General features: G+C 69.2%; 12 protein-coding genes and 1 pseudogene. 4 read left to right on the forward strand and 9 right to left on the reverse strand.

Going from position 1 to position 26285, the window contains the following annotated elements; all coding sequences use genetic code 11:
• Positions 1-48: 48 nt before the first annotated feature.
• From BLV57_RS30960 to BLV57_RS30980, 5 genes and pseudogenes are all read right to left on the reverse strand, one after another.
• A pseudogene (locus tag BLV57_RS30960) lies at positions 49-4806 on the reverse strand (type I polyketide synthase); the annotation flags it as partial.
• Between the two features lie 21 nt (positions 4807-4827).
• Complete coding sequence (locus BLV57_RS44060; protein ID WP_245757587.1) at positions 4828-14670, reverse strand: type I polyketide synthase; 9843 nt, start codon at positions 14668-14670, stop codon at positions 4828-4830.
• 248 nt (positions 14671-14918) lie between these two features.
• Positions 14919-16325 carry an FAD-dependent monooxygenase gene (locus BLV57_RS30970; RefSeq protein WP_091294775.1) on the reverse strand — a complete coding sequence of 469 codons (1407 nt, stop codon included), beginning with the start codon at positions 16323-16325 and terminating at the stop codon, positions 14919-14921.
• A gap of 1 nt (position 16326) precedes the next feature.
• Complete coding sequence (locus BLV57_RS30975) at positions 16327-17490, reverse strand: dihydrodipicolinate synthase family protein (RefSeq protein WP_091294777.1); 1164 nt, start codon at positions 17488-17490, stop codon at positions 16327-16329.
• A 238-nt stretch (positions 17491-17728) separates the two neighbouring features.
• Positions 17729-18316 carry a TetR/AcrR family transcriptional regulator gene (locus BLV57_RS30980; protein ID WP_091294778.1) on the reverse strand — a complete coding sequence of 196 codons (588 nt, stop codon included), beginning with the start codon at positions 18314-18316 and terminating at the stop codon, positions 17729-17731.
• A 123-nt stretch (positions 18317-18439) separates the two neighbouring features.
• Here BLV57_RS30980 and BLV57_RS30985 point away from each other — a divergent pair, with 123 nt between their 5' ends.
• The gene (locus tag BLV57_RS30985; protein ID WP_245757588.1) at positions 18440-19384 is read left to right on the forward strand and encodes a hypothetical protein; all 945 of its coding nucleotides are present in this window, start codon (positions 18440-18442) and stop codon (positions 19382-19384) included.
• A gap of 69 nt (positions 19385-19453) precedes the next feature.
• On the opposite strand, the gene BLV57_RS30990 is transcribed toward BLV57_RS30985, so the two are convergent.
• From BLV57_RS30990 to BLV57_RS31005, 4 genes are read right to left on the reverse strand one after another with little or no spacing between them, the layout of a single operon-like run.
• Positions 19454-21166, reverse strand: a complete 1713-nt coding sequence (locus tag BLV57_RS30990) for an aminotransferase class V-fold PLP-dependent enzyme (protein ID WP_091294780.1) — start codon at positions 21164-21166, stop codon at positions 19454-19456.
• Entirely contained in the window at positions 21163-21933 is a 771-nt protein-coding gene (locus tag BLV57_RS30995) for an amino acid ABC transporter ATP-binding protein (protein WP_091294782.1), read from the reverse strand. Before BLV57_RS30995 ends, BLV57_RS30990 begins: the two co-directional genes overlap by 4 nt.
• On the reverse strand, positions 21926-22801 hold the full coding sequence (locus BLV57_RS31000; RefSeq protein ID WP_091294784.1) for an amino acid ABC transporter permease: 876 nt from the start codon (positions 22799-22801) through the stop codon (positions 21926-21928). Before BLV57_RS31000 ends, BLV57_RS30995 begins: the two co-directional genes overlap by 8 nt.
• Positions 22788-23723 (reverse strand): ABC transporter substrate-binding protein, encoded by a 936-nt coding sequence (locus tag BLV57_RS31005; RefSeq protein ID WP_091294786.1) that lies wholly within the window; start codon positions 23721-23723, stop codon positions 22788-22790. The genes BLV57_RS31000 and BLV57_RS31005 overlap by 14 nt, the downstream gene beginning before the upstream one ends.
• Before the next feature lie 155 nt (positions 23724-23878).
• Between BLV57_RS31005 and BLV57_RS31010 the strand changes: the two genes are divergently transcribed.
• From BLV57_RS31010 to BLV57_RS31020, 3 genes are read left to right on the forward strand one after another with little or no spacing between them, the layout of a single operon-like run.
• Positions 23879-24115: a hypothetical protein gene (locus tag BLV57_RS31010; protein ID WP_091294787.1), complete on the forward strand. Its 237-nt coding sequence runs from the start codon at positions 23879-23881 to the stop codon at positions 24113-24115.
• Between the two features lie 21 nt (positions 24116-24136).
• Positions 24137-24970, forward strand: coding sequence for an alpha/beta fold hydrolase (locus BLV57_RS31015; protein ID WP_091294789.1), 834 nt, complete (start codon positions 24137-24139; stop codon positions 24968-24970).
• Between the two features lie 46 nt (positions 24971-25016).
• Complete coding sequence (locus BLV57_RS31020; protein WP_245757589.1) at positions 25017-26270, forward strand: alginate lyase family protein; 1254 nt, start codon at positions 25017-25019, stop codon at positions 26268-26270.
• Positions 26271-26285 lie beyond the last annotated feature (15 nt).

A 26285-nucleotide genomic window follows, 5' to 3' on the forward strand; every position in this document is an offset into this window, starting at 1 on the left:
CAGCTGTGCACGGGTGTCGTCCGTCTGGGTACGCATGACGTCCGCCTCTCAGGCCAGGCCGAGTTCTTTGTCGATGAAGTCGAAGACGTCGTCGGCGGACGCGTCCTCCAGGTTTCCGCCGACGTCCTCGCCGGAACCGAGTGCTTCGTTCGCCTTCGCGAGCAGTGCCTGCAGCCGCGCGGTGACCCTGGCCTGCTCGAGTTCGTCGGCGCCCAGCGCGGCCACGGTCGCTTCGAGCTTGTCCAGCTCGGCGGTGATCCCGCCGGACGCGCCTGCCTTCGGCGCGACCTCGCCGCGCATGAACTCGGCCAGCGCCTTGGGGTTCGCGTGGTCGAACACCATGGTGGTCGGCAGCTTCTTGCCGACCACCGACGCGAGCCGGTTGCGCAGGTCGACCGCGGACACCGAGTCGAACCCGAGGTCCTTGAACGCCCGCGTCGGCTCGACGCCGGACGGGTCGTCGTAGCCGAGCACGGCCGCGACGTTCTTGCGGACCAACTCCAGCAGCGCCCGCGCCTGCTCGGCTTCGGACATCCCGCCGAGCTTGGCGATCAGCTCGTTCTGGCCTTGGTCAGCAGGCTCGTCCGCGCCGTCGAGGATCGCCTTGACCTCGGGCAAGGCGTCGAGCAACGGCCTCGGGCGGGCCATCGTGTACGTCGGCGCGAACGCCGACCAGTCGATCTCGGCGACCACGATGTGGCTGTCGTTGTGGTCCAAGGCCTGCTGCAACGCGGCGAGCGCGAGCCGCGGCTCCATCGCGGGCGCGCCGATGCGGCGCATCATGGCGGCGAGTTCCTCGTCGACCATGCCGCCCGCCCACGAACTCCACGCGACCGAGGTCGCAGCGAGCCCGCGGGCCTTGCGCTGGTGCGCCAGTGCGTCGAGGTAGGCGTTGCCGGTGGCGTACGCGCTCTGGTGCGAGCTGCCCCAGACCGCCGCGCCGGACGAGAACAGCACGAACGCGTCGAGTTCGCGGTCGCCCAGCAGCTCGTCGAGGTTGGCCGCGCCGGCGATCTTGGCGTGCCCGACCTCCAGGAACTCGTCCAGCGGCAGGTCGGACAGCGGCGCGATGCGCTGCGAGACCCCGGCCGCGTGGACCACCGAGCGCAGGTCGTCGAGCCCGTCGAGCATCGACTTGAGTGAGTCCCGGTCGGCGACGTCGCAGGCCGCGATGGTGACCTTGGTGCCCAGCACGGTCAGCTCGGCTTCGAGTTCGGCAGCGCCATTCGCGTCGCGGCCGCGACGGCTGGTGAGGACGAGGTGTTCGGCACCCTTGCCCGCGAGCCAGCGCGCGAGGTGCGCGCCGAGCCCGCCGGTGCCGCCGGTGATCAGCGTGGTGCCGTTCGGCTTCCACTCCCGCGCCGGGGCTGCCGTGCCGACCGAGGCGCGGACCATGCGGCGGGCGTAGATCCCGGTGCCGCGCACGGCGAGCGCGTCGTCTTCGACCCCGCCGAGCAGCCCGGCGAGCCGCGCGATGGTCGCGTCGTCGGCGTCGGACGGGACGTCGACCATGCCGCCCCAGGATGTGCCGAGGTCGAGCGAAAGCACAGTGCCGAGGCCCCATGCCGACGCCTGGACGGCGTTGCGGACCTCGTCGGGCCGGTCGACCGCGACCGCGTCGGAGGTGACCGCCCAGATCGGCGCGTCGAGCCCGGCGTCGCCGATCGCCTGGATGAAGGTGACCGTGCTGTCGATCGTGTCGTCCAACGCCAGCAAGGAAAGGATGCCGTCCGGCGCGTGCGGCCGCAGCCCCTTGGCGAGGGTCTCTCGGTCCTCGTTGGACACTTCGAGCGGCACCACGGTGGTGGTCTCACCGAGCGCGCCCAAGATCTTGGTGATCAGTGGGTGGTCCTTCTGCCCTGCCGGGATGGCGACCAGCCAGTTGCCGATGGCCGGGCTGGACTCCGGAGTGACCGGCTTCCAGGCGATCTTGTACCGCCAAGTGTCCACAAGGGACTGCTCGCGGAACTTGTCGCGCCAGGTCGACACCGCGGGCAGCACCTCACCGAGCGCGGACGCCTCGACGTTCAGCCGCTCGGCCAGCTCGCCGAAGTCCTGGCCCGCGACCGCGTCCCAGAACGCCGAGTCGACCGGGTCGGCGCTGGCCGCCTGATGCGCCTTGCTGGTGTCCCACCAGAAGTTCTTGTGCTGGAAGGCATACGTCGGCAAGTCGACGCGCCGCGCGCCGCGCCCGGCGTAGAACGCCGACCAGTCGAGCTTGACGCCGCGTGCCCACGCCTGCGCGAGCGCGGTGACCAGCTCCCGCTCCTCGGGCCGGTCGCGCCGCAGCACCGGCACGAACGCGATGTCCTCGTCGGTGACCAGCGAGTCCGGGCCCATCGCGGCGAGCGCCGAGTCGGGGCCGAGTTCGACGAACGTGGTGACGTTGCGGGCTTCCAGGCTGCGGACCGCGTCGGAGAACCGGACGGCCTCGCGGACGTGGCGCACCCAGTAGTCCGGCGAGGTCAGTTCCTCGGCGGTCGCGAGCTGCCCGGTGAGCGTCGAGATGATGGCGATCTTCGGCGGGTGGAAGGTGAGCCCCTCGGCGACCTTGCGGAAGTCGGCGAGCATTGGCTCCATCAGCGGCGAGTGGAACGCGTGCGACACCTTGAGCCGCTTGGTCTTGCGGCCCCGCGCCTCGAACGCGGCGGCCACGCCGAGCGCGGCCTCCTCCTCGCCGGACACGACCACGGCGTTCGGCCCGTTGATCACACCGATGCCGACGCCCTCGGTCAGGAACGGCGTGACCTCGTCCTCGGACGCCTGGATCGCGACCATCGCGCCACCGGAAGGCAGCGCGTTCATCAGCTTCCCGCGAGCCGCGACCAGCGCGGCGGCGTCCTCCAGCGAGAGCACCCCCGCGACGTGCGCGGCGGCGAGTTCACCGATCGAGTGCCCGGCCAGGAAGTCGGCCTTCCCACCCCACGACTCGATGAGCCGGTACAGCGCGACCTCGATCGCGAACAACCCCGACTGCGTGTAGACGGTCTGGCTCAGCAAGTCCGCGTCGGAACCCCAGACGACGTCTTTCAAAGGCCGGTCGAGGTGCTTGTCCAGCTCAGCGACGGCCGCGTCAAAGGCTTCCGAGAACGGGATAAAGCCTGCTAAATCCCGTCCCATGCCAATGCGCTGGGCGCCCTGGCCGGTGAACAAGAACGCGGTCAGCCCGTCCGAGCGTGTGACGCCCTGGACGACTCCGGCCGGGGTCTCCCCCGCGGCCAGCGCAGTCAGGCCGCGCACGAACTCGTCGCGGCCCTCGGCGATCACGACCGCGCGATTGTCCAAAGCGGACCGTGTGGTGGCGAGCGAGAAACCCAGGTCCAGCAAGGAAGTCTCGCCGAGATTGTCGAGCAGACGCTGAGCCTGCGCGGTCAGCGCGGCGGCGCCCTTACCCGAGACGACGAGCGGCAGCACGCTGCTGGTCACCGTCGGCGCTTCGGCTTCCGGCTCCTCGAAGGCGGGAGCCTCTTCGATGATCACGTGCGCGTTGGTGCCGGACAGCCCGAACGACGAGATGCCCGCGCGCCGCGGTTCCTCACCGGCAGGCCACGGCCGCGGCTCGGTGAGCAGCGAGATGTTGCCCGCGGACCAGTCGACCTGCGGGGTCGGCGCGTCGACGTGCAGCGTCTGCGGCATCTTGTCGTGCTTCATCGCCTGGACCATCTTGATGATCCCGGAGGCCCCCGCAGCCGCCTGCGCGTGGCCGATGTTGGACTTGATCGAGCCCAGGTAGAGCGGCTTGTCGGCGGGGCGCTGGCCATAGGTGGCGAGCAGCGCCTGCGCCTCGATCGGGTCGCCGAGCTTGGTGCCGGTGCCATGCGCCTCGACCAGTTCGACCTGCTCGACGGCGATCTGCGCGTTGGCCAGCGCGTCGCGGATGACCCGCTGCTGCGAAGGCCCGTTCGGCGCGGTGATGCCGTTGGACGCGCCGTCCTGGTTGACCGCGGAACCGCGCACCAGCGCGAGCACGGGGTGACCGTTCTTGCGAGCGTCGGAAAGCCGCTCCAGCAGCAGGAGCCCGACGCCTTCACCCCAGCCGGTGCCGTCGGCCGCCGCCGCGAACGCCTTGCAACGCCCGTTGAGCGCCAGGCCGCCTTGCTCGCTGAAGCCGACGAACGCGGCGGGCGTGGCCATGACGGTCACCCCACCGGCGAGCGCCAGCGAGCAGTCCCCGCGCCGCAGCGACTGGATGGCCCAGTGCAGCGCGACCAAACTCGACGAGCACGCGGTGTCGACCGTGACCGCCGGGCCTTCGAGCCCGAGGCAGTAGGCGATGCGCCCGGACGCGACCGCGCCGAGCACGCCGATGCCGCCGCCGAGGCCGTAGTCGTGGTAAACGAGCCCGGCGAAGACCCCGGTCTTGGTGCCCTTCAGCGAATGCGGGTCGATGCCCGCGCGTTCGAACGCCTCCCATGACGTCTCCAGCAGCAGCCGCTGCTGCGCGTCGGTCTCGACCGCTTCCTTCGGGCTGATCTTGAAGAAGTCCGCGTCGAACTCGTCCGCGTTGTGCAGGAAGCCGCCCTCGCGCGAGTACGTCTTACCCGGCTTGCCCGGCTCGGGGTCGTACAGGCCTTCGGTGTCCCAGCCGCGGTTCTCCGGGAACGTCGAGATCCCGTCCCGGCCCTCGTTCACGAGGTCCCACAACGCTTCCGGCGAAGAGATCCCGCCGGGGAAGCGGCAACTCATCGAAACGATGGCAATCGGCTCGTGGTCCTTGGCCTCTACCTCACGCAGGCGTTTCTTGGTCGACTGCAGGTCGGCCATGGCTCGCTTGAGATAGTCCCGGAGCTTGTCATCGTTGCTGCTGCTCATTGATCCCTCGTTCGCCTAGAGGCCGAGCTCGTTGTCAAGCATGTTGAACAGTTCGTCGTCAGTGGCGTCTTCGTAGTCGGTCTCAGTCGTTTCGACAGCGGTCTGCGCGTCATTCCACTTACGCAGCAACGCTTCCAAGCGTGCGGTGATGCGTGCGGTGCCGTCGGCCGGGACCAAGGCCAGCAGCTGTTCCAGCCGCTCGACCTCCTCCAGCACCGGCGCGGTCGGGTCAGCGTTCGGCGCGATCCCGGCACGCAGGAACGCGGCCGCCTCCAGCGAGGTCGGGTAGTCGAAGACCAGGGTCGCGGGCAGTGAGAGCCCGGTCGCCGCGGTCAGCTGCTTGCGCAACTCGACCGCCGCGAGCGAGTCGAAGCCGAGTTCCTTGAACGCGCGGCCCGGCTCGATCGACTCCGGCCCGGCATGCCCGAGCACGGCCGCGACATGCGTGCGGACCACGTCGAGCAGCACGCGGTCGACCTCGTCGTCCGGCAGCCCGGCGAGCTTCTTGCGCAGCTCGGCGCCGCTGTCCCCGGCCTGCTTGGCAGGCACCTTGACCAGGCCGGACAGCAGTGCGGGCAGCTCACCGGCCCGGGCACGCAGGGTCGCGTGGTCCAGCCGGATCGGCACGACCAGCGCTTCCGGCGCGGACAACGCCGCGTCGAACGCCGCGAGCCCGTCCTCTGTGGACAGTTCGGGCAGTCCGAGCGCGGTGAACGTCTCGTTGGGCTCGCCCCAGGCGCCGAAGGCGAGCGTCGTCGCGGGCAGGCCTTCCGCCTGCCGCAGCTGGGTGAGGGCTTCGACGAAGCAGTCGCCCGCGGCCGACGCGGCCTGTCCCGTTCCGTAGAGCCAGGAGGTCGCCGAGGCGAGCACGACGAAGTTCGCGAGATCGCGGGTCTGTTCGTGCAGGTTGTAGGCGGCGGCCGCCTTGTGCCGCAAGGCCTCCGCGAGCTGCTCCGGGGTGAGCGAGTCGACCAGCGCCGTCGCGGCGGGCGCGGGGGCGTGGATCACCGCGCTGAGCGGGTGCTCCTCGGAGATGTCGTTGAGCACCTTGGCGAGCGCGTCCGCGTCGGCGGGGTCACCGTCGAAGAAGACCAGGTGCTCGGCGCCCAGATGCCGGGCGATGTCCTCGCCGTGCGTTCCGCCGGTGACCAGCACGGTTCCCGGCCAGGTCACCGGTGCGTCCACTGTGGACACCTTGGCGAGCCTGGGCACCCGCGTGACGCCACCGCTGATCCGCAGCTCCGGCTCACCCGAGGCGACCGCGGCGGCCAGGTCGCCCGAGCCGTCGGTCTCGACGAGCACGAACCGCCCGGGGTGCTCTTCCTGCGCGACCCGGACCAGGCCGCGCACCGGGGCCTGCGCCAGGCTGCCGTCGATCACGAACACGGCCTCGCCGGGCTGCTGGATCCTCGCCAGCGCCGTCGCCGCGTTGGCCTGCGCGGCGGCGAGCACGTCCGAGCCGGACTGCCAGCTGTCGACGTACTCGGCCTCGATCTCCGCGGGGATCGTGCGCACCGGGATCCAGTCGATGCGGTGCAGCGCGTCGAGCCGTCCGGTGGCGAACTGGTCCGCCGTAACGGGTTCCGTGACCAGCGACTCGACGCTGAGGACCGGGCGGCCCTCCTCGTCGGCGGCGAACACGGAAAGCTGGCCCGGCGCTGCGGGTGAGACGCGCACCCGCAGCGCCGCTACGCCGGCCGTGTGGAGGGAAACCCCGGTCCACACGGACGGCAGTCTCGTGCCGCCGTCGAGCCTGCTGACCTGCAACGCGGCGTCGAACAACGCGGGGTGCAGGCCGAACGTCCCGGCGTCTTCGACGGCGACCTCGGCGAAAAGATCGTCACCCTTGCGCCAGGCGGCCTTGAGACCCTGGAAAGCCGGTCCGTAGGCGTAGCCCTGGGCGAGGAGGTTCTCGTACAGGTCGTCGATCGCGGTCGCCCCGGCGGGCGGCCACTGGGTGAGGTCGTCGGACGACGTCACCGAGGCGGTGATCAGCGTGCCGACCGCGTGCCGGGTCCACGCCTCGTCGTCACCCCGCGAGTGGATGGTGACCTCACGGCCGCCCTCTTCGTCCGGCGCGCCGACGACGACCCTCAGCGCCCGGTTTTCGTTGAGCACCAACGGCTTTTCGGCGGTCAGCTCGGCGAGGGTGGAGGCGCCGACGTGCGCTCCGGCCGCGAGCGCCAGCTCGGCGAGTCCCGCGCCGGGGAAGACGACCGAGCCGAGCACGTCGTGATCGGCGAGCCACGGCTGTGCCTCCGTCGACAGGCGGCCGGTCAGCACCAGGCTGTCCGGCAGTTCGACGGCCGCGCTGAGCAGCGGGTGCTCGGCCGGGTTCTGGCCGAGGCTGGCGACGTCGCCCGCGCCGGCGGCGTTGCTCATCCAGAAGCGCTGGTGCGTGAACGCGTAAGTCGGCAAGTCGACACGGTGTGCCTTGCCGCCGAAGAACGCTTCCCAGTCAACCTTGATCCCGCGCTCGAAAGCCTGTCCCAGCGCGGAAAGCAGCTCGCGCTCCTCGGGCCGGTTGCGCCGCAGGACCGGGATGAAGCCCGCTTTATCCGCGCTCTCCTGGCCCATCGCGGTGAGCACGGCGTCCGGGCCCAGCTCGATGAACGTGCTGACGTTGCGCGACTCGAGGTAGGTGATGGCGTCCGCGAACCGGACCGCCTCGCGGACGTGCGTGACCCAGTACTCGGCGTTGGTCACGTCACCCAGCTCGCCGGTGACGTTCGAGACGATCGGGATCTTCGGCGCGTGGTACGTCAGGGTTGAGGCGACCTCGCGGAACTCGGCGAGCATCGGCTCCATCAGCGGCGAGTGGAACGCGTGCGACACCTTGAGCCGCGTCGTCTTGCGGTCGGCCTCGAAGTGCGCCTTAATCGCGAGCGCGGCCGACTCGTCGCCGGAGACGACGATCGAGCGCGGCCCGTTGATCGCCGCGATGCTCACGGCCTCGGTCAGCAGCGGCCTGACCTCGTCCTCGGTCGCCTGGATCGCGACCATGGCCCCGCCGGTCGGCAGCGCGTTCATCAGCCGGCCCCGAGCCGCGACCAGCTTGGCCGCGTCCTCGAGGCTGAGCACCCCGGCGACGTGCGCGGCGGCCAGCTCACCGATGGAGTGCCCGGCCAGGAAGTCCGGGGTCACACCCCACGCCTCGACGGTCCGGAACAACGCGACCTCGATGGCGAAGAGGCTGCTCTGGGTGTAGACGGTCTGGCTCAGCAGGTCCGCGTCCTCGCCCCAGACGACCTCCTTCAGCGGCCGGTCGAGGTGCTTGTCCAGCTCCGCGACCACGGCATCGAAGGCTTCGGCGAAGACCGGGATAAAGCCCGCTAAATCCCGCCCCGTGCCGAGACGCTGGGCCCCCTGGCCAGTGAAGAGGAAGGCCGTCGAGCCGGTGACCTTGGTGGTGCCCTTGACCTCCCCGGTGACCAGCGCGGTCAGGCCTTCGCGCAGCTCATCCCGGTTGCCCACCACAAAAACCGATCGGTGTTCCAGGGCGGCTCGCGAGGTCGCGAGCGAGTAGGCCAGGTCGGTCAGGCTGGTGTCCACAGAGGACAGCAGACGCTGGGCCTGCTCGGCCAGCGCGACCTCGTCCTTGGCCGTGATGACCACCGGGACCAGCGAATCCTCGCTGGCCACGGCCTCTTCGGGCTCGACGTGCTCGATGATCACGTGCGCGTTGGTGCCGCTGATGCCGAACGACGACACGCCCGCGCGGCGCGGCCGTCCGGTCTCGGGCCACTCGACCGGCTCGGTCAGCAGCTCGACCGCGCCCTCGGTCCAGTCGACCTTCGGCGACGGCTCGTCGACGAACAACGTCTTGGGCAGCACGCCGTTGTGCATCGCGAGGACCATCTTGATGATCCCGGCGACACCGGCGGCGGCCTGCGTGTGCCCCAGGTTCGACTTGATCGAGCCCAGCCACAACGGGTTCGAGCGCTCCTGGCCGTAGGTCGCGAGCAGCGCCTGCGCCTCGATCGGGTCACCGAGCATGGTGCCGGTGCCATGCGCCTCGACCGCGTCGACATCGGCGGTCTTCAGGCCCGCGTTGGCCAGCGCCTGCATGATGACCCGCTGCTGGGAGGGGCCGTTCGGCGCGGTCAGGCCGTTGGACGCGCCGTCCTGGTTGACCGCGGTCGACTTGACGATCGCCAGCACCGGGTGACCGTTCTTGCGTGCGTCCGAAAGCCGCTCGACCAGCAGAAGCCCGGCGCCCTCGCCCCAGCCGGTGCCGTCGGCGGCGGCCGCGAAGGACTTGCACCTGCCGTCGACCGAAAGGCCGCGCTGACGGCTGAACTCCACCGAAGTGTCCAAAGAGGACATAACGGTGACACCGCCGACGAGTGCCAGCGAGCATTCACCGCGCCGCAAAGACTGGGTGGCCCAATGCAAAGCGACCAGGCTCGACGAGCAGGCAGTGTCCACAGTGACCGCCGGGCCCTCGAGACCCAGCGTGTAGGACACGCGCCCGGAGACGACACTGCCGGGGCTGGAGCCCAGGTAGTCGTGGTACATGACGCCCGCGAACACGCCGGTCGAGCTGCCGCGCAGCGAAGTCGGGTCGATGCCCGCGCGCTCCAAGGTCTCCCAGGCGGTTTCGAGCAGGATCCGCTGCTGCGGGTCCATCTCCATCGCCTCGCGCGGCGAGATGTCGAAGAACGCGGCGTCGAACTCGCCCGCCTCGTGCATGTACCCGCCGAACTTGCTGTACGTCTTGCCCGGCTTGCCCGGCTCGGGGTCGTACAGGTTCTCGATGTCCCAGCCGCGGTCCAGCGGGAAGCTCGACACGGAGTCGTTGCCCGCCATGAGGAACTGCCAGAGTTCCTCGGGGTTCTTGATCTCGGGGAACCGGCAGGCCATCGACACGATCGCGATCGGCTCGTCGTCGGCGACGGCCGTCGTGGTGACCGTGACGGCCTTGGCCGCGCCGCCGAGGGCCTGCTTGAGGTAGCCGACGACCGCGCGCGAACTCGGGTAGTCGAAGACCAGCGTCGCGGGGAGACGCAGGCCGGTGTCGGCGTGCAGGTGGTTGCGTAGTTCGAGGGCGGCGAGCGAGTCGAAGCCGAGGTCGGAGAACGCCTTGTCCGGCTCGATCGCGTCGGCCGAGGAGTGCCCGAGGACGCCTGCGACGTGCTTGGTGACCAGCTCCAGCAGCAGCCGGTCGCGGCCCGCCTCGTCGAGCCCGGCGAGCCGGGTCTCAAGGCCACCAGCCGTGATGCTGCCCGCCTTGGCGGCTTGGCGGTTCGGGACCCGCACCAGGCCGGTGAGGATGGCCGGAATCAGGCTGCCCTGGTTGCGCAGCGCGCCGAGGTCGAGCCGGATCGGCAGCACCAGCGCGGCGTCCGTGCGCAGTGCCGCGTCGAACAGCGCGACGCCTTCGGCCGGGACGATCGCCGGGGTTCCGGCGCGGGCCAGCCGGTCGAGGTCGGCGTCGGACAGCTGGTCGGCCATGCCGCCGACCTCCGCCCACGGGCCCCACGGCAACGAGACGGCGGGCAGCCCGGCGGCACGGCGGTGCTGGGCGAGCGAGTCGAGGAAAACGTTCGCGGTGGCGTAGTTCGCCTGCCCCGAGCCGCCGAGCGTGCCCGCGGCCGACGAGAAGAGCACGAAGGCCTTGAGCCCGGCCTCGGCGGTGAGTTCGTGCAGGTAGAAGGCGGCGTCGGCCTTGGGGCGCAACACCTTGTCGAAGCGCTCGGCGCTCTGCGACGCGAGGGTGGCGTCGTCGAGGATGCCCGCCGCGTGCACCACGCCGGTCAGCGGGTGCGCGGCGATGAGCGTGGCCAGCGCGCTCCGGTCGGAGACGTCGCAGGCGGCGATGGTGACGGTCGCGCCGAGGTCTTCCAGCTCGTGCTGAAGCTCCAGCGCACCCGGCGCGTCGATGCCGCGGCGGCTGGTCAGCACCAGGTGCCGCACGCCGCGCGTGGTGAGGTGCTTGGCGAACAGGGCGCCGAGACCGCCGGTGCCGCCGGTGATCAGGACGGTGTCGTGCTCGTCCCACTCGATGTCCACATCGGACTTCTCGGCCCTGGTGAGACGCGGGGCCAGGAGCTTTCCGCCGCGGATGGCGACTTCGGCTTCGCCCGCGGCCGCGGCGACCGCGACGTCGAGCGAGCCGTCGGTGTCGACCAGCACGATCCGGCCGGGCTCCTCGGCCTGCGCGGCGCGGACGAGGCCCCAAAGCGGCGCCTGGGTGAGGTCGACGTCGTCGTCCGCTCCGACCGCCATCGCGCGCTCGGTGACGACGACGAGGGGTTCCTCCGAAGCCTGGAGCTTTTCCAGCAGCGCGTAGGCGTTCTCGCGCATCCCGATGAGGACATCGTCGCTGCTGGCCGCCTGCCACGTGTCGACAGATGGGGCCGTCTCCGGGGTGCGGACCGGCACCCAGGAGACCTGGAAGAGCGAGTCGTTCGTGGTGGCGAGCTGGTCGGCGGAGATCGCCCGCGCGGCCAGGTTGTCGACCGACAGCACCGGGTTGCCGGAGAGGTCGGCGAGTTCGATGCGGCCGTTCGACAGCCGCACACGGGCGGCTGACGCGCCGACCGCGTAGAGCGAAACCCCGTTCCAGGAGAACGGAAGCAGCGTCTCGTCGCTGTCGGACAGCAGCTCGACGTGCATGGCCGCGTCCAGCAACGCCGGGTGCAGGCCGAAGCGCTCAGCACCGGAGCCCTCCGGGAGCGCGACCTCGGCGAACAGCTCGTCGCCGCGCCGCCAAGCCGACTTGAGGCCCTGGAACGTCCGCCCGTAGCCGTAACCACGGCCGACCAGCTTCTCGTAAACGCCTTCGACGTCGATCGGGGTCGCGCCGGCGGGCGGCCACTCGGCGAGATCGAACCCGGCCGTGTCGCTGCTCTCGACCAAGGTGCCGGTCGCGTGCCTGGTCCACGGCTCGTCCTGGCCACCGGAGTAGATCCCGATGCTGCGGGAGCCGGAGTCATCGGCCCCCACGACCGCCTGCAAGGAAACGCCACCACGCGGCGGCAGGATCAGCGGCGCCTCGAGGATGAGTTCTTCGATCCGGCCGGTCCCGACCTGGTCACCGGCGCGGACGGCGAGTTCGACGAACGCGGTGCCCGGCACGAGAACCGAGCCGAGCACGTCGTGATCGGCCAGCCACGGGTGCGTCTCGAAGGACAGCCGGCCGGTCAGCACCACGCCACCGGACTCCGGCGACGGCACGACCGCGCCCAGCAGCGGGTGCTCGGCCGCGATCTGCCCGACCCCGGCCACGTCCTGGGTGACCGCGGTGGTGTCGATCCAGAAGTGCTTATGCTGGAAGGCGTACGTCGGCAGATCGACCCGCTTCGCGCCGCGCCCGGCGAAGAAGTTCGCCCAGTTCACGGTGACACCGCGGGTGAACGCGGTCCCGAGCGCGCCGACCAGCTCGGCCTCTTCGGACCGCTCGCGGCGCAGGGTCGGGATAAAGCCTGCTATATCCCCTTCGAGGCACTCGGGGCCCATCGCGGTCAGCGCCGCGTCCGGGCCCAGCTCGAGGAAGCTGGTGACGTTCTTGCCTTCGAGCGTGCGGATGGCGTCGAGGAAGCGGACCGGCTGGCGGACATGCTTGGTCCAGTAGTCGGGCGAGCTGAGCTCCTCGGCCGTCGCGGGCTGGCCGGTGAGCGTCGAGATGATCGGGATCCTGGGCTTGCCGAAGGTGATCGTGGCCGCGACCTTGCGGAAGTCGGCGAGCATCGGCTCCATCAGCGGCGAGTGGAACGCGTGCGAGACGGCGAGGCGCTTGGTCTTGCGGTCGCTGAACTGCTCGGCGATCTTCGTCGCGGCCGCTTCGGAGCCGGACACGACGACCGAGCGCGGGCCGTTGATGCCGCCGAAGCCGACCTCGTCGGTCAGGTGCGGGAGCACTTCCTCTTCGCTGGCCTGGATGGCGATCATGGCGCCGCCCTCGGGCAGCGCGTTCATCAGTTTTCCGCGCGCCACAACGAGTTTCGCGGCGTCTTCGAGTGAGAAGACGCCGGAGACGTGCGCCGCGGCCAGCTCGCCGATCGAGTGCCCGGCGAGGAAGTCGGGCTTGACGCCCCAGGACTCCAGCAGCCGGAACAGCGCGACCTCGACGGCGAAGAGCGCGGGCTGCGTGTAGCCGGTGCGGTTGAGTTTCGCCTGGTCGTCGCCCCAGACCGCGTCCTTGAGCGGCCAGCCGAGGTGCTTGTCGATCTCGGTGACGGCGGCGTCGAACGCGTCACGGAACACCGGGAACAGCTCGGCCAGCTCGCGGCCCATGCCGATGCGCTGGGCACCCTGACCGGTGAAGAGGAAGGCGAGCTTGCCGCCCTTGACCTGCCCGAAAGTCGCTTTCGGCAGGTCACCGCCGAGTGCGGCCGCCCGGAACTCCAGGAAGGTGCGGGTGGTCGCGAGCGAGTACGCGACGTCCAGCGGGTCAGCATCCACAGTGGACAAACGCGCGGCCTGATCGTGCAGCGCGGCAGCGGTTTTGCCGGACACCAGCCACGGAACGACCTTCCCAGTCACCGTGACCGGTTCTGGTTCGGGCTCTTCCTCGGGTTCCGGCGCCTGCTCGACGATGACGTGCGAGTTGGTCCCGCTGATGCCGAACGACGAGACACCGGCGCGGCGCGGCTGGCCGTGGTCCGGCCACGGCTGCGCCTCGGTGAGCAGCTTGACGTTGCCCGCTTCCCAGTCGACCTGGGTGTTCGGCTCGTCGACGTGCAGCGTCTGCGGGATCAGGCCGTGCTGGATCGACAGGACCATCTTCATGATCCCGGCGACACCGGCTGCTGCCTGGGTGTGGCCCATGTTGGACTTCAGCGAGCCGAGCCACAGCGGGCGCTCGCGGTCCTGGCCGTAGGTGGCGAGCAGCGCCTGCGCCTCGATCGGGTCGCCGAGCTTGGTGCCGGTGCCGTGCGCCTCGACCACGTCGACGTCCGCGGCGGTGAGCTTGGCGTTGGCCAGCGCCTTCTGGATCACCCGCTGCTGCGACGGGCCGTTCGGGGCGGTGAGCCCGCTGGACGCGCCGTCCTGGTTGACCGCGCTGCCCTTGATCACCGCGAGCACCGGGTGACCGTTCGCGCGCGCGTCGGAAAGCCGTTCCACCAACAGGATCGCGGCGCCCTCGCCCCAGCCGGTGCCGTCGGCGGCGGCCGCGAAGGACTTGCAGCGGCCGTCGGCGGCGAGCCCGCGTTGCTCGCTGAAGCCGACGAAGGTCTCGGGGGTGGCCATCACGGTCACGCCGCCGGCGAGCGCGAGCTGGCATTCGCCGCGCCGCAGCGACTGGATGGCCCAGTGCAGCGCGACCAAAGAGCTGGAACACGCGGTGTCGACGGTGACCGCCGGGCCTTCGAGTCCGAGCGTGTAGGAAACGCGGCCGGAAACAATGGAACCGGAACTGCCCGCGATACCGTAATCGTGATACATCACCCCGGCGAAAACACCGGTCGAACTCCCCTTGAGCGAAACCGGGTCAATACCGCCGCGCTCGAGAGCCTCCCAAGCCACTTCGAGCAATAAGCGCTGCTGGGGATCGGTCTCGACGGCTTCCTTCGGGCTGATTTTGAAGAAGTCGGCGTCGAACTCGGCGGCATTGTGCAGAAAGCCACCCTCACGCGAATACGTTTTGCCGGGCACACCGGGCGTCGGGTCGTAAATTCCCTCGGTGTCCCAGCCCCGGTCCACGGGGAAGTCCGAGATCGCGTCGGTGCCCGTACTCACCAGCTGCCACAGGTCTTCCGGCGTGCGCACGCCGCCGGGGAAGCGACAGGCCATCGAGACGATGGCGATCGGTTCGGACTCCTGCCGTTCGTTGTCGGCAATACGCTTGCGGGCTTCCCGAAGATCAGCAGTCGCTCGCTTGAGGTAATCAAGAAGCTTCTCTTCGTTGCTCACCAAGGCCATCCCTACTGAAATCGGTGGAGAAACCCAATCTGCTCAGCTATACAAATCACTGAATAAGGCCAGGTCAGAGCGTCATCCCGCGAGTTCCAAAGTACTTACGCCCCCACACCCCGCCAACCCCTACAAGGCCCCCAGCCGCCCCTAGATGCCCAGGTACACCCCAATTGACAATGGCCGCCAGGCGAGGTCATCGCCTGGCGGCCACTGCTCTCATGGGGTGACCTACGCGGGGTTCGGCCTTAGTCGGCAGAGGGGGAGGCCGCCGAGTGGGGCAGATGCAGGTCACGAAGCTCAGGGAACTGAGCGATGGCTTCGTCTTCGCTCAGCACCGGCCCGGTGGGGCGGTCCGGAGCGAACAGCTTCGCGGCCAGTTCGGCCATCTTCGCCGGTGACGCCATCAGCGTGTAGACCTCGAGCGTCGTCTTGCAGACCTCGGGGTCGATGATCGACTGCTGCGCCAGCGCCATGCCGAACGCGGCTTCCTCTTCGCTGAACTCGACCTCGACGTTCGACTTCACGTCGGGGAAGGCCCGGTCCTGACCGGCGGCCATCGCCCACGGCCAGTCCGCGCACTGCGCGATGGCGTTCTGCGCGGCCTCGGCGAGACCCGGCTTGAGCCCGATCCGGTCGAGCTCGCCACGCAGTGCCAGCGCACCCTGCGCCGAAACGGACATCCCGTGCGCGTACACGGGGTTCAGCGCCGCGGCCGAGTCGCCGATCGCGACGAAGCACTCGGGCACGGGCAGCCGGTCGTAGAACCGGCGCCAGTTCCCGGTGCCCCGGTACGGCCGGACTTCCCCGGTGGGCACGGCCTTTTCGACCAGGTTCGCGACGATCGGGTGCCGCATCGACCTGGCGAACTTGATGAACTCGTCATCCGCGGTGGACGGCTGGCCGCCACGGGTGCCGGTCATCGTGACGATCCAGCGGCCGCCTTCGATCGGCAGCAGCGTCGCGCCCCGGCCTGGCTGGCCGGTGCCGGGCTGCGGCTGGATGATGACCACCGGCATGTCGTCGCCGGCGCCTTCGGGTGCGGTGAAAATCCGTCCGGCGTAAGCGAGTCCCGAGTCGACGAGCTCCTCTTCCACCTGCGGCAGGCCGAGTTCGACCAGCCACTGCGGCGCCTTCGACCGGCGCCCGGCGGCGTCGACGACGAAGTCCGCGGAGACGACCTCTTCCTCGCCGCCGTCACGCTCGATGCGCACACCGGTGACCTTGGTGGCATCGCCGACCAGGCCGACCGCCTTGGTCGACTCCCACACGCTGATCCTGGTGTCCTTCAAGACCTGCGTGCGCAGGACATGGTCGATCAGGTCGCGCGAGCAGGTGATCACGAACGCCGGGCTCTCCACCCGCGGGTACCAGCCCGTGGAGGTCAGCGTCAGCGCGTCGGTCGGCAGGCCGCGGCGGTGCGCGCCGGCGGCGAACAACGCGTCGGTGGTGCCGGGCGCGAGCGCGTCCATCGCGATCGCGCCGCCACCCATCAGCATGTGGCTGTGGTGACCCTGGGGCAGGCCGCGCCGGGGCCGCGGCTCGGTGGGCAGCTGGTCGCTTTCGATCACGACGACCTCGTCGACGTGCTTGGCGAGTGCGGCGGAAGCGAGCATGCCCGCCAGGCCGCCGCCGATGACTACGGCCTTGCTCATGTCATTCCACCCCGTTGGTGACCAGGAACGCGGACAGGCGGTGGGCGGCGAGCTCCGGGTCCGGGAACAGGCCGAGGCCGTCCGCGAGCCGGTACGCCTTGGCGAGGTGCGAGACCGAGCGAGCGGCCTGCTCGCCCCACACCATCCGGAAGTGGTCCTGCGTCCCGGAAAGCCAGGACAGGAACGTGAATCCGGTCTTGTAGAAGCGGATGTTCATCCCGGGGCCCTCGAACAGGTGCATCGAGAGCTCGGCGGTCGGCTCGATCAGGTCGCGGAAGCCCTGCACGTCACCGGCGTCGAGCTTGCGCCCGGCGGCCGCGACGATCGGCGCGAGCGGGTCGAACACGCCCATCATCGCGTGGCTGTGGCCGCGGTCGTCACCGGCGATGACCTCGGGGTAGTTCGTGTCGTCACCGGTGTAGGTCTTGATGCCCTCCGGCACGGCGCGGCGCAGCTCGATCTCGCGCGCGCCGGGCAGCGGCGCGACCTTGATGCCGTCGACCTTGTCCTTGTTGTCGGTGATCACCGAGACGAAGGTCTTGATCTCTTCGTCGATGTCCGTGCTGCCCCAGTAACCGGTGAGGCTCGGGTCCCATTCGGCGGTCACCCAGTGCACGATCGCGGGCTGGCTCAGCTGGCTGAGCAGCCTCTTGTAGACGTCGGCGTACTCCTCCGGCCCGCGCGCGACCGCGGCGAGTTCCCGGCTGGCCATCAGGATCACCTGGGCGCCAGCGCCCTCGATGACCTCGATCTGCTCCTCGTAGGCGCGGATGACCTGTTCGAGGGTGTGCTCGCCGGGCGCCAGCTGATCGGTCCACGCGGTGCCGGCGATCTTGCCGCCGACGGCGTGCGCCTCGGCGGCGGAGCGCTTGATCAGCTCGGAGGATTCGAGCCAGCCCAGTCCCATGCCCCGGTGCGCGGTGTCGAGCGCCTCGGACACGGCGAGGCCGTGCGACCAGATGTGGTGCCGGTACTTGAGCGTCGCTTCCCAGTCGAGCACCGGTGGCGTGTACGGCTCGTTGCCCGCGGTGGGGTCGACGATGACGTGGGGGGCAGCGAAGAAGGTCCGGCTGGTGACAGCCGGTCCACCGGGTACGAACACCGACGGCGTCGTCGACGGCTCGTACGCCGTCAACTCACCGTCCGCGTCGGGGAGTTTGATCATAAGGGTCAGCTCCGGGGCGTCGATCTACCGTGGCATGAGAGGGGGAAACCGGTCTCTCCGCGGGAGAGAAACCGGCTCGGCCGACGCTGGGCTGTGCGGCCGAACCGCGTTTCATTGAAGCCAGGATCGAACGCCGACCGCCAGAGAAACCGCCCCCTAAAGGCGTGGATGGAGCCCCTATCAACGCGGACGTGCCCCGTCCGGGTCGGACGGGGCACGGGTGTCAGGACGGTGGTTCCTACGCGGCGGTGTGCTCCTTGGATTCGGTCAGGATGATCCGCAGCGCCTGCGCGAGGTCATGCCCGCTGGGCGCGTTGTCGGGGTCGATCAGCCACTGCGCCATCACTCCGGTCAGCAGAGCCTGGTGGAAACTGCCGACCACCTTGGCCGACTTTTCGTCCACATCGGCGTCGATCTGCTGGAACTGCATCGCCAGGCCCGGCCGCGCCTGCTCCCCCGCGCTGGCCAGCACGTGCCGCACCTCGGGGATGTGCTCGATCTGCGCCAGGATCTCGAAGTTCGCCGCCCACAGCTGCCGGTGCGTGGTGAACAGGTCCACGATCCGCGTCCAGATGTTCTCAAACCGCTCGATCGTGTCGGTCTCCTGCTCATCGGTGGTCATCGCGTTGGTCAGCTCGGCGCCCCACTCATCGGTCGCCTGCATCAGCGCCTCGTTGAGCAGCGCCTCCTTCGACCCGAAGTGGTAGCCGATCGACGCCAGATTCGTCCCGGAAGCGGCCACGATGTCCCGAGCGGTGGTCCGCGCGTACCCCTTCTCGATCAAGCACCGTTTCGCTCCGACCAGCAAGTCTTCCCTGTGTCCCATCGGGGTCACCTTCCTCAGCGCTTCACACGTCCGTCCTAACCACTCGTACTATACACATGTACATGACGCTTGTATAGCTTCGCTTCGGCGGAGACTGTCGGTGGCCGCGGGCATGGTTGAAAGATGCGAATTGGGAACTGGGCCAAGCACCCCGTCCTCGTCGCGAGCCGAGCTGTGGTGAGCACTGCGTGGCTGCGTGAGCTGGGGGTGCCGGGCCGCACGATCACGCGCAGGTGCGAGCCCGGTGGCACCTGGCAGAAGCTCCTGCCCAGGGCGATCCTGCTCAGCCGGGCCGTGCCCACCGAAGACCAACGCATTGCCGCCGCCCTGATCTACGCGGGTGAGAACGCGATTGTCACCGGGCTTTCGGCACTGCGCCGCTATGGACTACGCCAGGCTCCCGCGCCGAACCGAGTCCATCTGCTGGCGCCGAGGGGTGCGGTGACCAGCCGGGATTTCGTCGTCATCGAGGCGACAACCCGCCTTCCTCGGTCTCGCATCCGGATGGACGTTCCGGTCGCGCCGATACCGCGGGCGCTCATCGACGCCGCCCGGCGCCTGTCGAATCCTCGTGCCGTTCAAGCCATGATGGCCGAGGCGATCCAACGGCGTGACTGCACCGTCGCCGCTTTGGCGCAGGAGCTGGCCGACGGCCCCAAGGTGGGCTCCTCCTTGGCACGGAAGGCACTCATCCCGCTACTCGACGGTGTTCATTCGGTCGCCGAGGCCGATGCCTGGGAACTTTGGCAGCGCTCAGGGCTCCCGGCCTGCCAATGGAACGTCAAGATCTTCGACGAGCACGGCAACTTCATCGCCAAGCCCGACGCCTGGTGCCGCAAAGTCGGTTTCGCCTGGGAGATCGACTCACGCGACCACCACTCAGAAGACGACGACTTCGCGAACACCGTCGCCCGCAACGCCCGCTACGCGGCGGCGGGAATCGTGGTGCTGCAAACCCTCCCCGCCTGGATCAGGTCCGAGCCGGACAAGGTCATCGCCCAACTCCGCGCCGCCTACGAAGCGGCCGAGCGCCGCCCCTGCCCGAACACCCGCACGCAAGGGTCATGATGTTGTGCAGGGTTTTCGGCCATTGAGTGGCCGAAAACCCTGCGCAACCCAAGCTGGCCCAGCCCAGGACTAAGCCCGCGTCTCGTTCAGGTAGTTGTAGATCGTGTAGCGCGTGACGTCCAAATGCGCCGCCAGGCTGTCCACGGAGTCTTTGATCAGGAAGAAACCCGCCTCGTCCAGCTCCCGGACCACCGCGGCCTTGTGCACCTTCTTCATAAGGTCGACCGGGATCCCGGCCTTCCCCACCGCCCGCTCGATCAAGAACCGCTGCAGGCTGTCGACATCCGGCGGGAACGTCTCCCGGGTCGCCGGGCCCAAAGCGGGCCCAGGCCGCTCGCTGTTGACGCACAAACAGCCCACCGCGACGCCGTTCTCGTCGCGCAGGAACATCGTCGACGACCGGATCGGCCTGCCGTCGGGACCATGCGTCTCGTAATCGGTGAGGTCGGAAGTCGTCCCCCGGCGCACCAAGCCCAGCAGCAGATCCGTCATCGGCCCGCCCGCGGTCCGGCCGGTGAGCCCGCCCGCGATGGCGACGATCGAGTCCGGCAACCGCGCCAGATCGTGCAGCACTACCTCATTGCCGGGCCCGAGCATCGTCGCCAGTCCCTCGACCGCCGGGATCAAGGCCGTTAATAAGCCATGCGAAGCCTGAGAAGCCGCGAAAGAGACCGCATGCGACACGGGACGCGACAATCCAGCCAAAGCCGAGCGCACCAGCACTGCCGCACTCGCCGTAGTGGAGGCGTGCGGTGACAGCCGGACGTGCTGCGGACGGACAGTGCACGCGATCCCGTCGCCGGTCAATGCCGCGCCGACGGCCTCGGCGGGGAAGTCGGGCAGTGTGAAAGCCAGGATCCCGGCCCGCCGATCGACCGCGGACACCACCGTCCCGCCCAGGGACAGCACGACTTCCTCGAGTTCGCCGACGCGTTCGGCGATACGGCCGGCGATCGCCGTGACGCCCGCTTCTTCGACCAGTTCCAAAGCGGCCGCGAAGGCGCCCGAGGTGACCGGGCTGAGGTTGGTGATCGACCAGCTCGCGGCCGTCGACTCGGCGGGGTGGATCTCGTCGTCGAACAGGCCGGGGTCGCGGGCGCCGGTCCAGCCGGAGAGCACGGGGTCCATTCGCTCCAGCGCGCGGTCCGAGAGGACCACGAAACCCGTGCCCCAGCCCGCGCGCAGCCATTTCTGGCCGCCGACGACGAGCACGTCGGCCGCCTCCCATGGCGTCTCGATCACGCCGAAGCCCTGGATGCCGTCGACCACCAGTAGCCGGTCGCCGATGACCTCCCGGATGCCGCCGAGGTCGGCCCGGTAGCCCGTGCGGAAGTCGACCGCGCTCACCGAAACGACCGAAATCTCCGGCGTCAGTGCCGAAGCGACCAGTGACGGGGTGACGGGACCGGCGCCCAGCGATCGCACGACCACCCGGCCCGCCTGCTCCGCGCGCGCCCACGGGTAAGTGTTCGCCGGGAACTCCGACGGTGAGACGAGCACCTCGCCCGACGAGTTGAAAGCGGCCTGAAAAAGGCCGGCGCTCGTATTCGGCACCAGCACGACGTGGTCGGTGTCGCTGCCCGCCAAGCGTGCCGCGGCGGCCTTCGCGCGCTGCTCCTGGCGCATCAGCTCGTCCACTGTGGACGCTCCGGCGCGGGTGGTCTCCTTGAGCAGTTGGGCCGTCGTGTCGAGCACGGCGTGCGAGGGCGGGCCGAAGCGGGCGAAGTCGAGATACGTGGACGGCTCGTCGAACTGGACCAGATAGTCCGGCGAGATCCTCATGCGGCGAGCACCCGCGCGAGGAACTGCCTGGTCCGCTCGTGCTTGGGCGCGACGAGCACCTCCGACGGCGGTCCCGTTTCGACGACCGCGCCGTCGGCCATGAAGACCACTTCGTCGGCGGCCTCGCTGGCGAAGCTCATCTCGTGTGTCACGACCACCATTGTCATCCCCTCCCCCGCGAGGTCACGCATCACCTCGAGCACCTCGCCGACCAGCTCCGGATCCAGCGCGGACGTCGGCTCGTCGAACAGCATCAGCTTGGGCTTCATCGCGAGCGCACGCGCGATCGCCACCCGCTGCTGCTGCCCGCCGGAGAGCTGGGCCGGGAAGGCGCCGGCGCGGTGCGCCAGCCCGACCCGGTCGAGCAGCTCCATCGCCGACGCCCGCGCTTCCGCCTGCCGCACGCCCCGGACCCGCGTCGGCCCCTCGACGACGTTGTCCAGCACGCTGCGGTGCGCGAACAGGTTGAACCGCTGGAACACCATGCCGATGTCACGCCGCTGCCGCGCGACCTCGCGCTCACGCAGCTCGTGCAGCTTGCCGCCGCGCAGCTGGAAACCGATCGGTTCACCGTCGACCCAGACCTGGCCGCCGTCGATGGTCTCCAGGTGGTTGACACAGCGCAGGAACGTGCTCTTCCCGGCGCCGGACGGTCCGAGCAGGCAGACGACCTGTCCTTTGTGGACGTCCAGGTCGATCCCGCGCAGTACCTCCGTGTGCCCGAAACTCTTGCGCACGCCCACCGCGCGCAGCAACGGCTCAGACACTGGCCCTCCTCAGCGGCGCGGTGCGCAACGCCCGCGTCGCGCGTGACCACGGCCCCGAAGCGGTGCCCGCCTCGAACGACCGCTCCAGATAGTGCTGCCCGACCCCGGCGACGGTCACCACGACCATGTACCAGATCGCGGCCGCCAGCAGCGTTTCCATCACCAGCAGGTTGTGCGACGAGATGTTGTTGGCCGCATGGATCAGCTCGGTCACGCCGATGACCGAAGCCATCGAGGTGCCCTTGAGCATGTTGATGAAGTCGTTGCCGGTCGGCGGGATGATCACCCGCATCGCCTGCGGCAGCACCACCCGCCGCAGCGTCGCCGCCGGCGTCATGCCGATCGACTTGGCCGCCTCGGTCTGTCCACTGTCGACGCTGTTGAGCCCGGCGCGGACGATCTCGGCCATGTACGCGCTTTCGTTGAGCGCCAAGCCGAGCAGCGCCGCCACGAACGCGCTGATCAGCACGTTCGTCTGCTCATGGATCAAGAACGGGATCGAGATGGTGTCGAAGACGAGCGCGAGGTTATACCAGATCAGGATCTGCAACAGGACCGGCAAGCCGCGGAACAGCCAGATGTAACCGATCGCGAACCAGCGTGCCACCGGGTTGGCCGAGCGGCGCATCAGCGCGATCACGATCCCGATGACGATGGCGCTGCCCTGCGCGATCACCGCGAGCACCACGGTGTTGAACAGGCCGACGGCCATCACCCGGTACCAGAGGAACTCCGGCACCGACCCGTACGAGATCTTGGCCTGCGCCAACGCGAAACCCAGCGCGCCCAGCAGCCCGATGACGACTATCCCGCTGATCCACCGGCCCCAGTGCCGCAGCCGGACGATCGGGTACTCACTTTCCGCCATTGAGCCCAGCCTGCTTCAGCGCGCCCGACTGGACACCCCACGCGTCCAGGATCTTGCCGTACGTCCCGTCCGCGATCAGCGCCTGCAGCGCGCCGCGCACGGCTTCGGAAAGTCCCTTGTTCTCCTTGTTGACGCCGATGCCGTACGGGCCGCCGTTGATCGGCTCACCGGCGACGACGTCGAAGAACTGGCCGTCACCGGCGGTCTTCGAGATGTAGACGGCGCTCGGGAGGTCGTTGAGCAGCACCGCGACCCGGCCGGTGCGCAGCTGGTTCTGATTCTGCGTGTCGCTGTCGGTGGCCGTCGCGGTCACCGGCCCCTTGCCCGCCGCGACGCACTTGCCGCTCTGCTCCTCGGCGTACTTCTGGTGGCTCGTGCCCTGCACGACCGCGACCGCCTTGCCGCACAAGGAATCCGGGCCGGAGATCCCGTCCGGGTTGCCCTTGCGGACCATCATGGTGATGCCGGACTGGAAGTAGTCCACGAAGTCGATCTGCTTCTGCCGCTCGGCGGTGTCGTTCATCCCGGCCATGGTCAGGTCGATCCGGCCGGACTGCAGGCTGGTGATCAGCGAGCCGAACGCCATGTCCTCGTGCGCCACGGCCAGGCCCAGCTTCGCGCCGATCGCCTTGGCGAGGTCGACCTCGAAACCGATCGGTGTCTTGCCGTCGGCCGAGTAGAAGTTGTTGGGCGCGGACTGGATGTTCGACGCCAGCTTCAGCTTGCCCGCCTGCGTGATCGCGGCGGGCAAACCGGCCGCGACCTGCGGATCCTTCTGGACCGCTTTGACGATCGCGCTGGTGTCGGGGATCGGGCTGGCGGAGGCGGCCTGCTGGCCGCCTCCCGCGCCGTCCGGGCCACCTCCGCAAGCCGTGACCAGCGACGCCGCCGCGAGCAGCGCGCACCATCGAACAACAGACATGGCCACCTCCGGGGACTCGATGGCCGCAGACGCTACAACGACGAGTTGAAGACGTCAACAAAATGTTGAATTAACCCATTCGGGGGACACAGCGGTCCGGTTCGTGGTTGTTTGTCCCGGCACGTGTTCGACAAGAGAATCTGGGGATTCATCAAGTGAAGAAGAAGATCGCGGCCGCGGCCGTCCTGGGCGCGCTGGCGTCATCGATCGCGGTGGCGCAGCCCGCCTTCGCCGGGGACAGCTGGATAATGAAGCACCAGTGGAACTACCCGGCTTCCCAAGGCTGGGAGTGCTACTCGGACGGTCAGTGGTACGTGGAAACCCACGGCTTCAAGGCCTACGAGTGCCGGGACAAGGGCTTGTGGGTGGAGCTTTGGGCCGTCCCGGTTTAGCGCTCCTTTAGGGTGCGGGGTGTGACGGACCACCTGAGCATCCCCACGCCCGCCGGAACCTTCGACGCGATCGCCGCCGGCCCTGAAGACGGCAGGCCCGTCCTGCTGCTGCATGGCTTTCCCGAGGCGGCGATCGCGTGGGAGGACGTGCTCTACCGCCTCGAGCGCGAAGGAGTCCGCGCGGTCGCGCCGGACCAGCGTGGCTACTCACCGGGTGTCCGCCCCGAGAACGCCGTCGACTACGGCATCGACGACCTGGTCGGCGACGTGGTCGCGATCGCCGACGAACTCGGCTGGGGCCGGTTCGACCTGGTCGGCCACGACTGGGGCGCCGCCGTCGCCTGGCACACGGCCGACCAGCACCCCGACCGGCTGCGCACCTTGACGGCCGTTTCGACGCCACACCCGGCCGCGCTCGCCGAGGCGCACAAGACCGACGAAGACCAGCACCTGCGGTCGCAGTACATGACCGAGTGGCGGCAGCCGCGCACCACCGAGCGCAAGATGAGCGCGAACAACTTCGAGGCCATCCGGCAGATGTTCGACTACCGCGTGACGCCGGGCCGGATCGCCGAATACATCCTCCGGCTGTCCGAGCCGGGCGCGCTCACCGCCGCGCTGAACTGGTACCGCGCGGGCAAACCGCACGGCCGGATCGGCAAGATCGACGTCCCCACGCTCTACGTGTGGAGCACCGAAGACGTCGCGTTCGGCTCGGTCGCCGCGCTGGACACGGAGAACTGGGTCAGCGCGGCGTACCGCTTCGAGATGTTCGAGGACGTCTCGCACTGGGTGCTGGAAGAGGTCCCGGACGCACTCACGGCGGTCCTTTTGGAACACCTCGGCGCGCACTAGGCTTTCAGTTCTCCGCCGCCGCCGAACCGTCGAAGGGTGATTCAGCGTGCGCAGATGGCTTTCAGGGCTGCTGGCGGTGGCATTGACGGTGGGCCTGCTGCCCACCGGAATGGCCGAAGCGGCCACGACCACGCCGAAAACGGTCGTATTGGACGGCGCCCAGCTCGTCCGGATCAAGCAGAAGCTGAACGGCAAGCCCAACGCGGCGTTGAAGTCGGTGCTCGCGAAGGCGGACGCCTACCTCACGCAGGGCCCGTGGTCGGTCACCAGCAAGAACCAGACCCCGCCCAGCGGCGACAAGCACGACTACATGAGCCAGGCGCCGTACTGGTGGGCGAGCAAGCCCAAGACGCCGGACAACCCCGACGGCTGCCCCTATGTGTCGAAGGACGGCCAGCGCAACCCCGAGGCCGACGCGATCAGCGACCACACCACTCGCGCGCAGGCGTGGGAGGCGATCCCGCTGCTGGCGCTGGCCTGGTTCTACACGGGCGACGCAAAGTACGCGAAGCACGCAGAACTGGCCGTGCGCACGTGGTTCCTCGACGCGGCCACCAAGATGAACCCGAACATGCGGTACTCACAGCGGATCCCCTGCCGCACCGAGGTCCGCGGCACCGGCATCATCGACTCGACGCAGTCGTTCAGCTCGGTCGTCGACGCGCTCGCGATCCTCGACTCCGGCGCGCCGGGGTGGACGTCGGGTGACCGCTCCGGCATGAAGACCTGGCTGACCTCGTACCTGGATTGGATGACGAACAGCCCGCAGGCGAAGGACGAGCTGGCCGCCACCAACAACCACGGCACCTGGCTCGACATGCAGAACGCGACGATCGCCCTGTATCTCGGGAAGACCGCGCAGGCGAAGGCGATCGTCGAGAGCGTCAAGACCAACCGCATCGCCAAGCAGATCAAGGCCGACGGCAGCCAGCCTCTGGAACTGTCACGGACGATGTCGTGGCACTACTCGAACTTCAACCTCGCCGCGCTCGGCCGCCTCGCCGAGATCGGCGACCACGTCGGCGTCAACCTCTGGAAGTACACCGCGCCCAACGGCGCCAGCCTCGTGAAGGCGGTCGACTTCCTCATCCCGGCCGCCGAAAAGGGCGCGCCGGCGTGGCCGTACCAGCAGATCAACACCTTCGACCGCTGGATCGCGATCGACATCCTGCACGCGGCGGCCGAGGAGGCGAACGACGCCAAGGCCGCGGCCGTGCTGCCGAAGGTCCCGGCACCGCCGGTCGGTGACCAGTGGCCGGTGCGGCCTGCGGTGATCTCCCTGAATCTGCCGTCGAAGTAGGCCTTAGGGTGGCCG

The sequence above is a fragment of the Amycolatopsis xylanica genome, assembly GCF_900107045.1.
GTDB lineage: Bacteria > Actinomycetota > Actinomycetes > Mycobacteriales > Pseudonocardiaceae > Amycolatopsis > Amycolatopsis xylanica.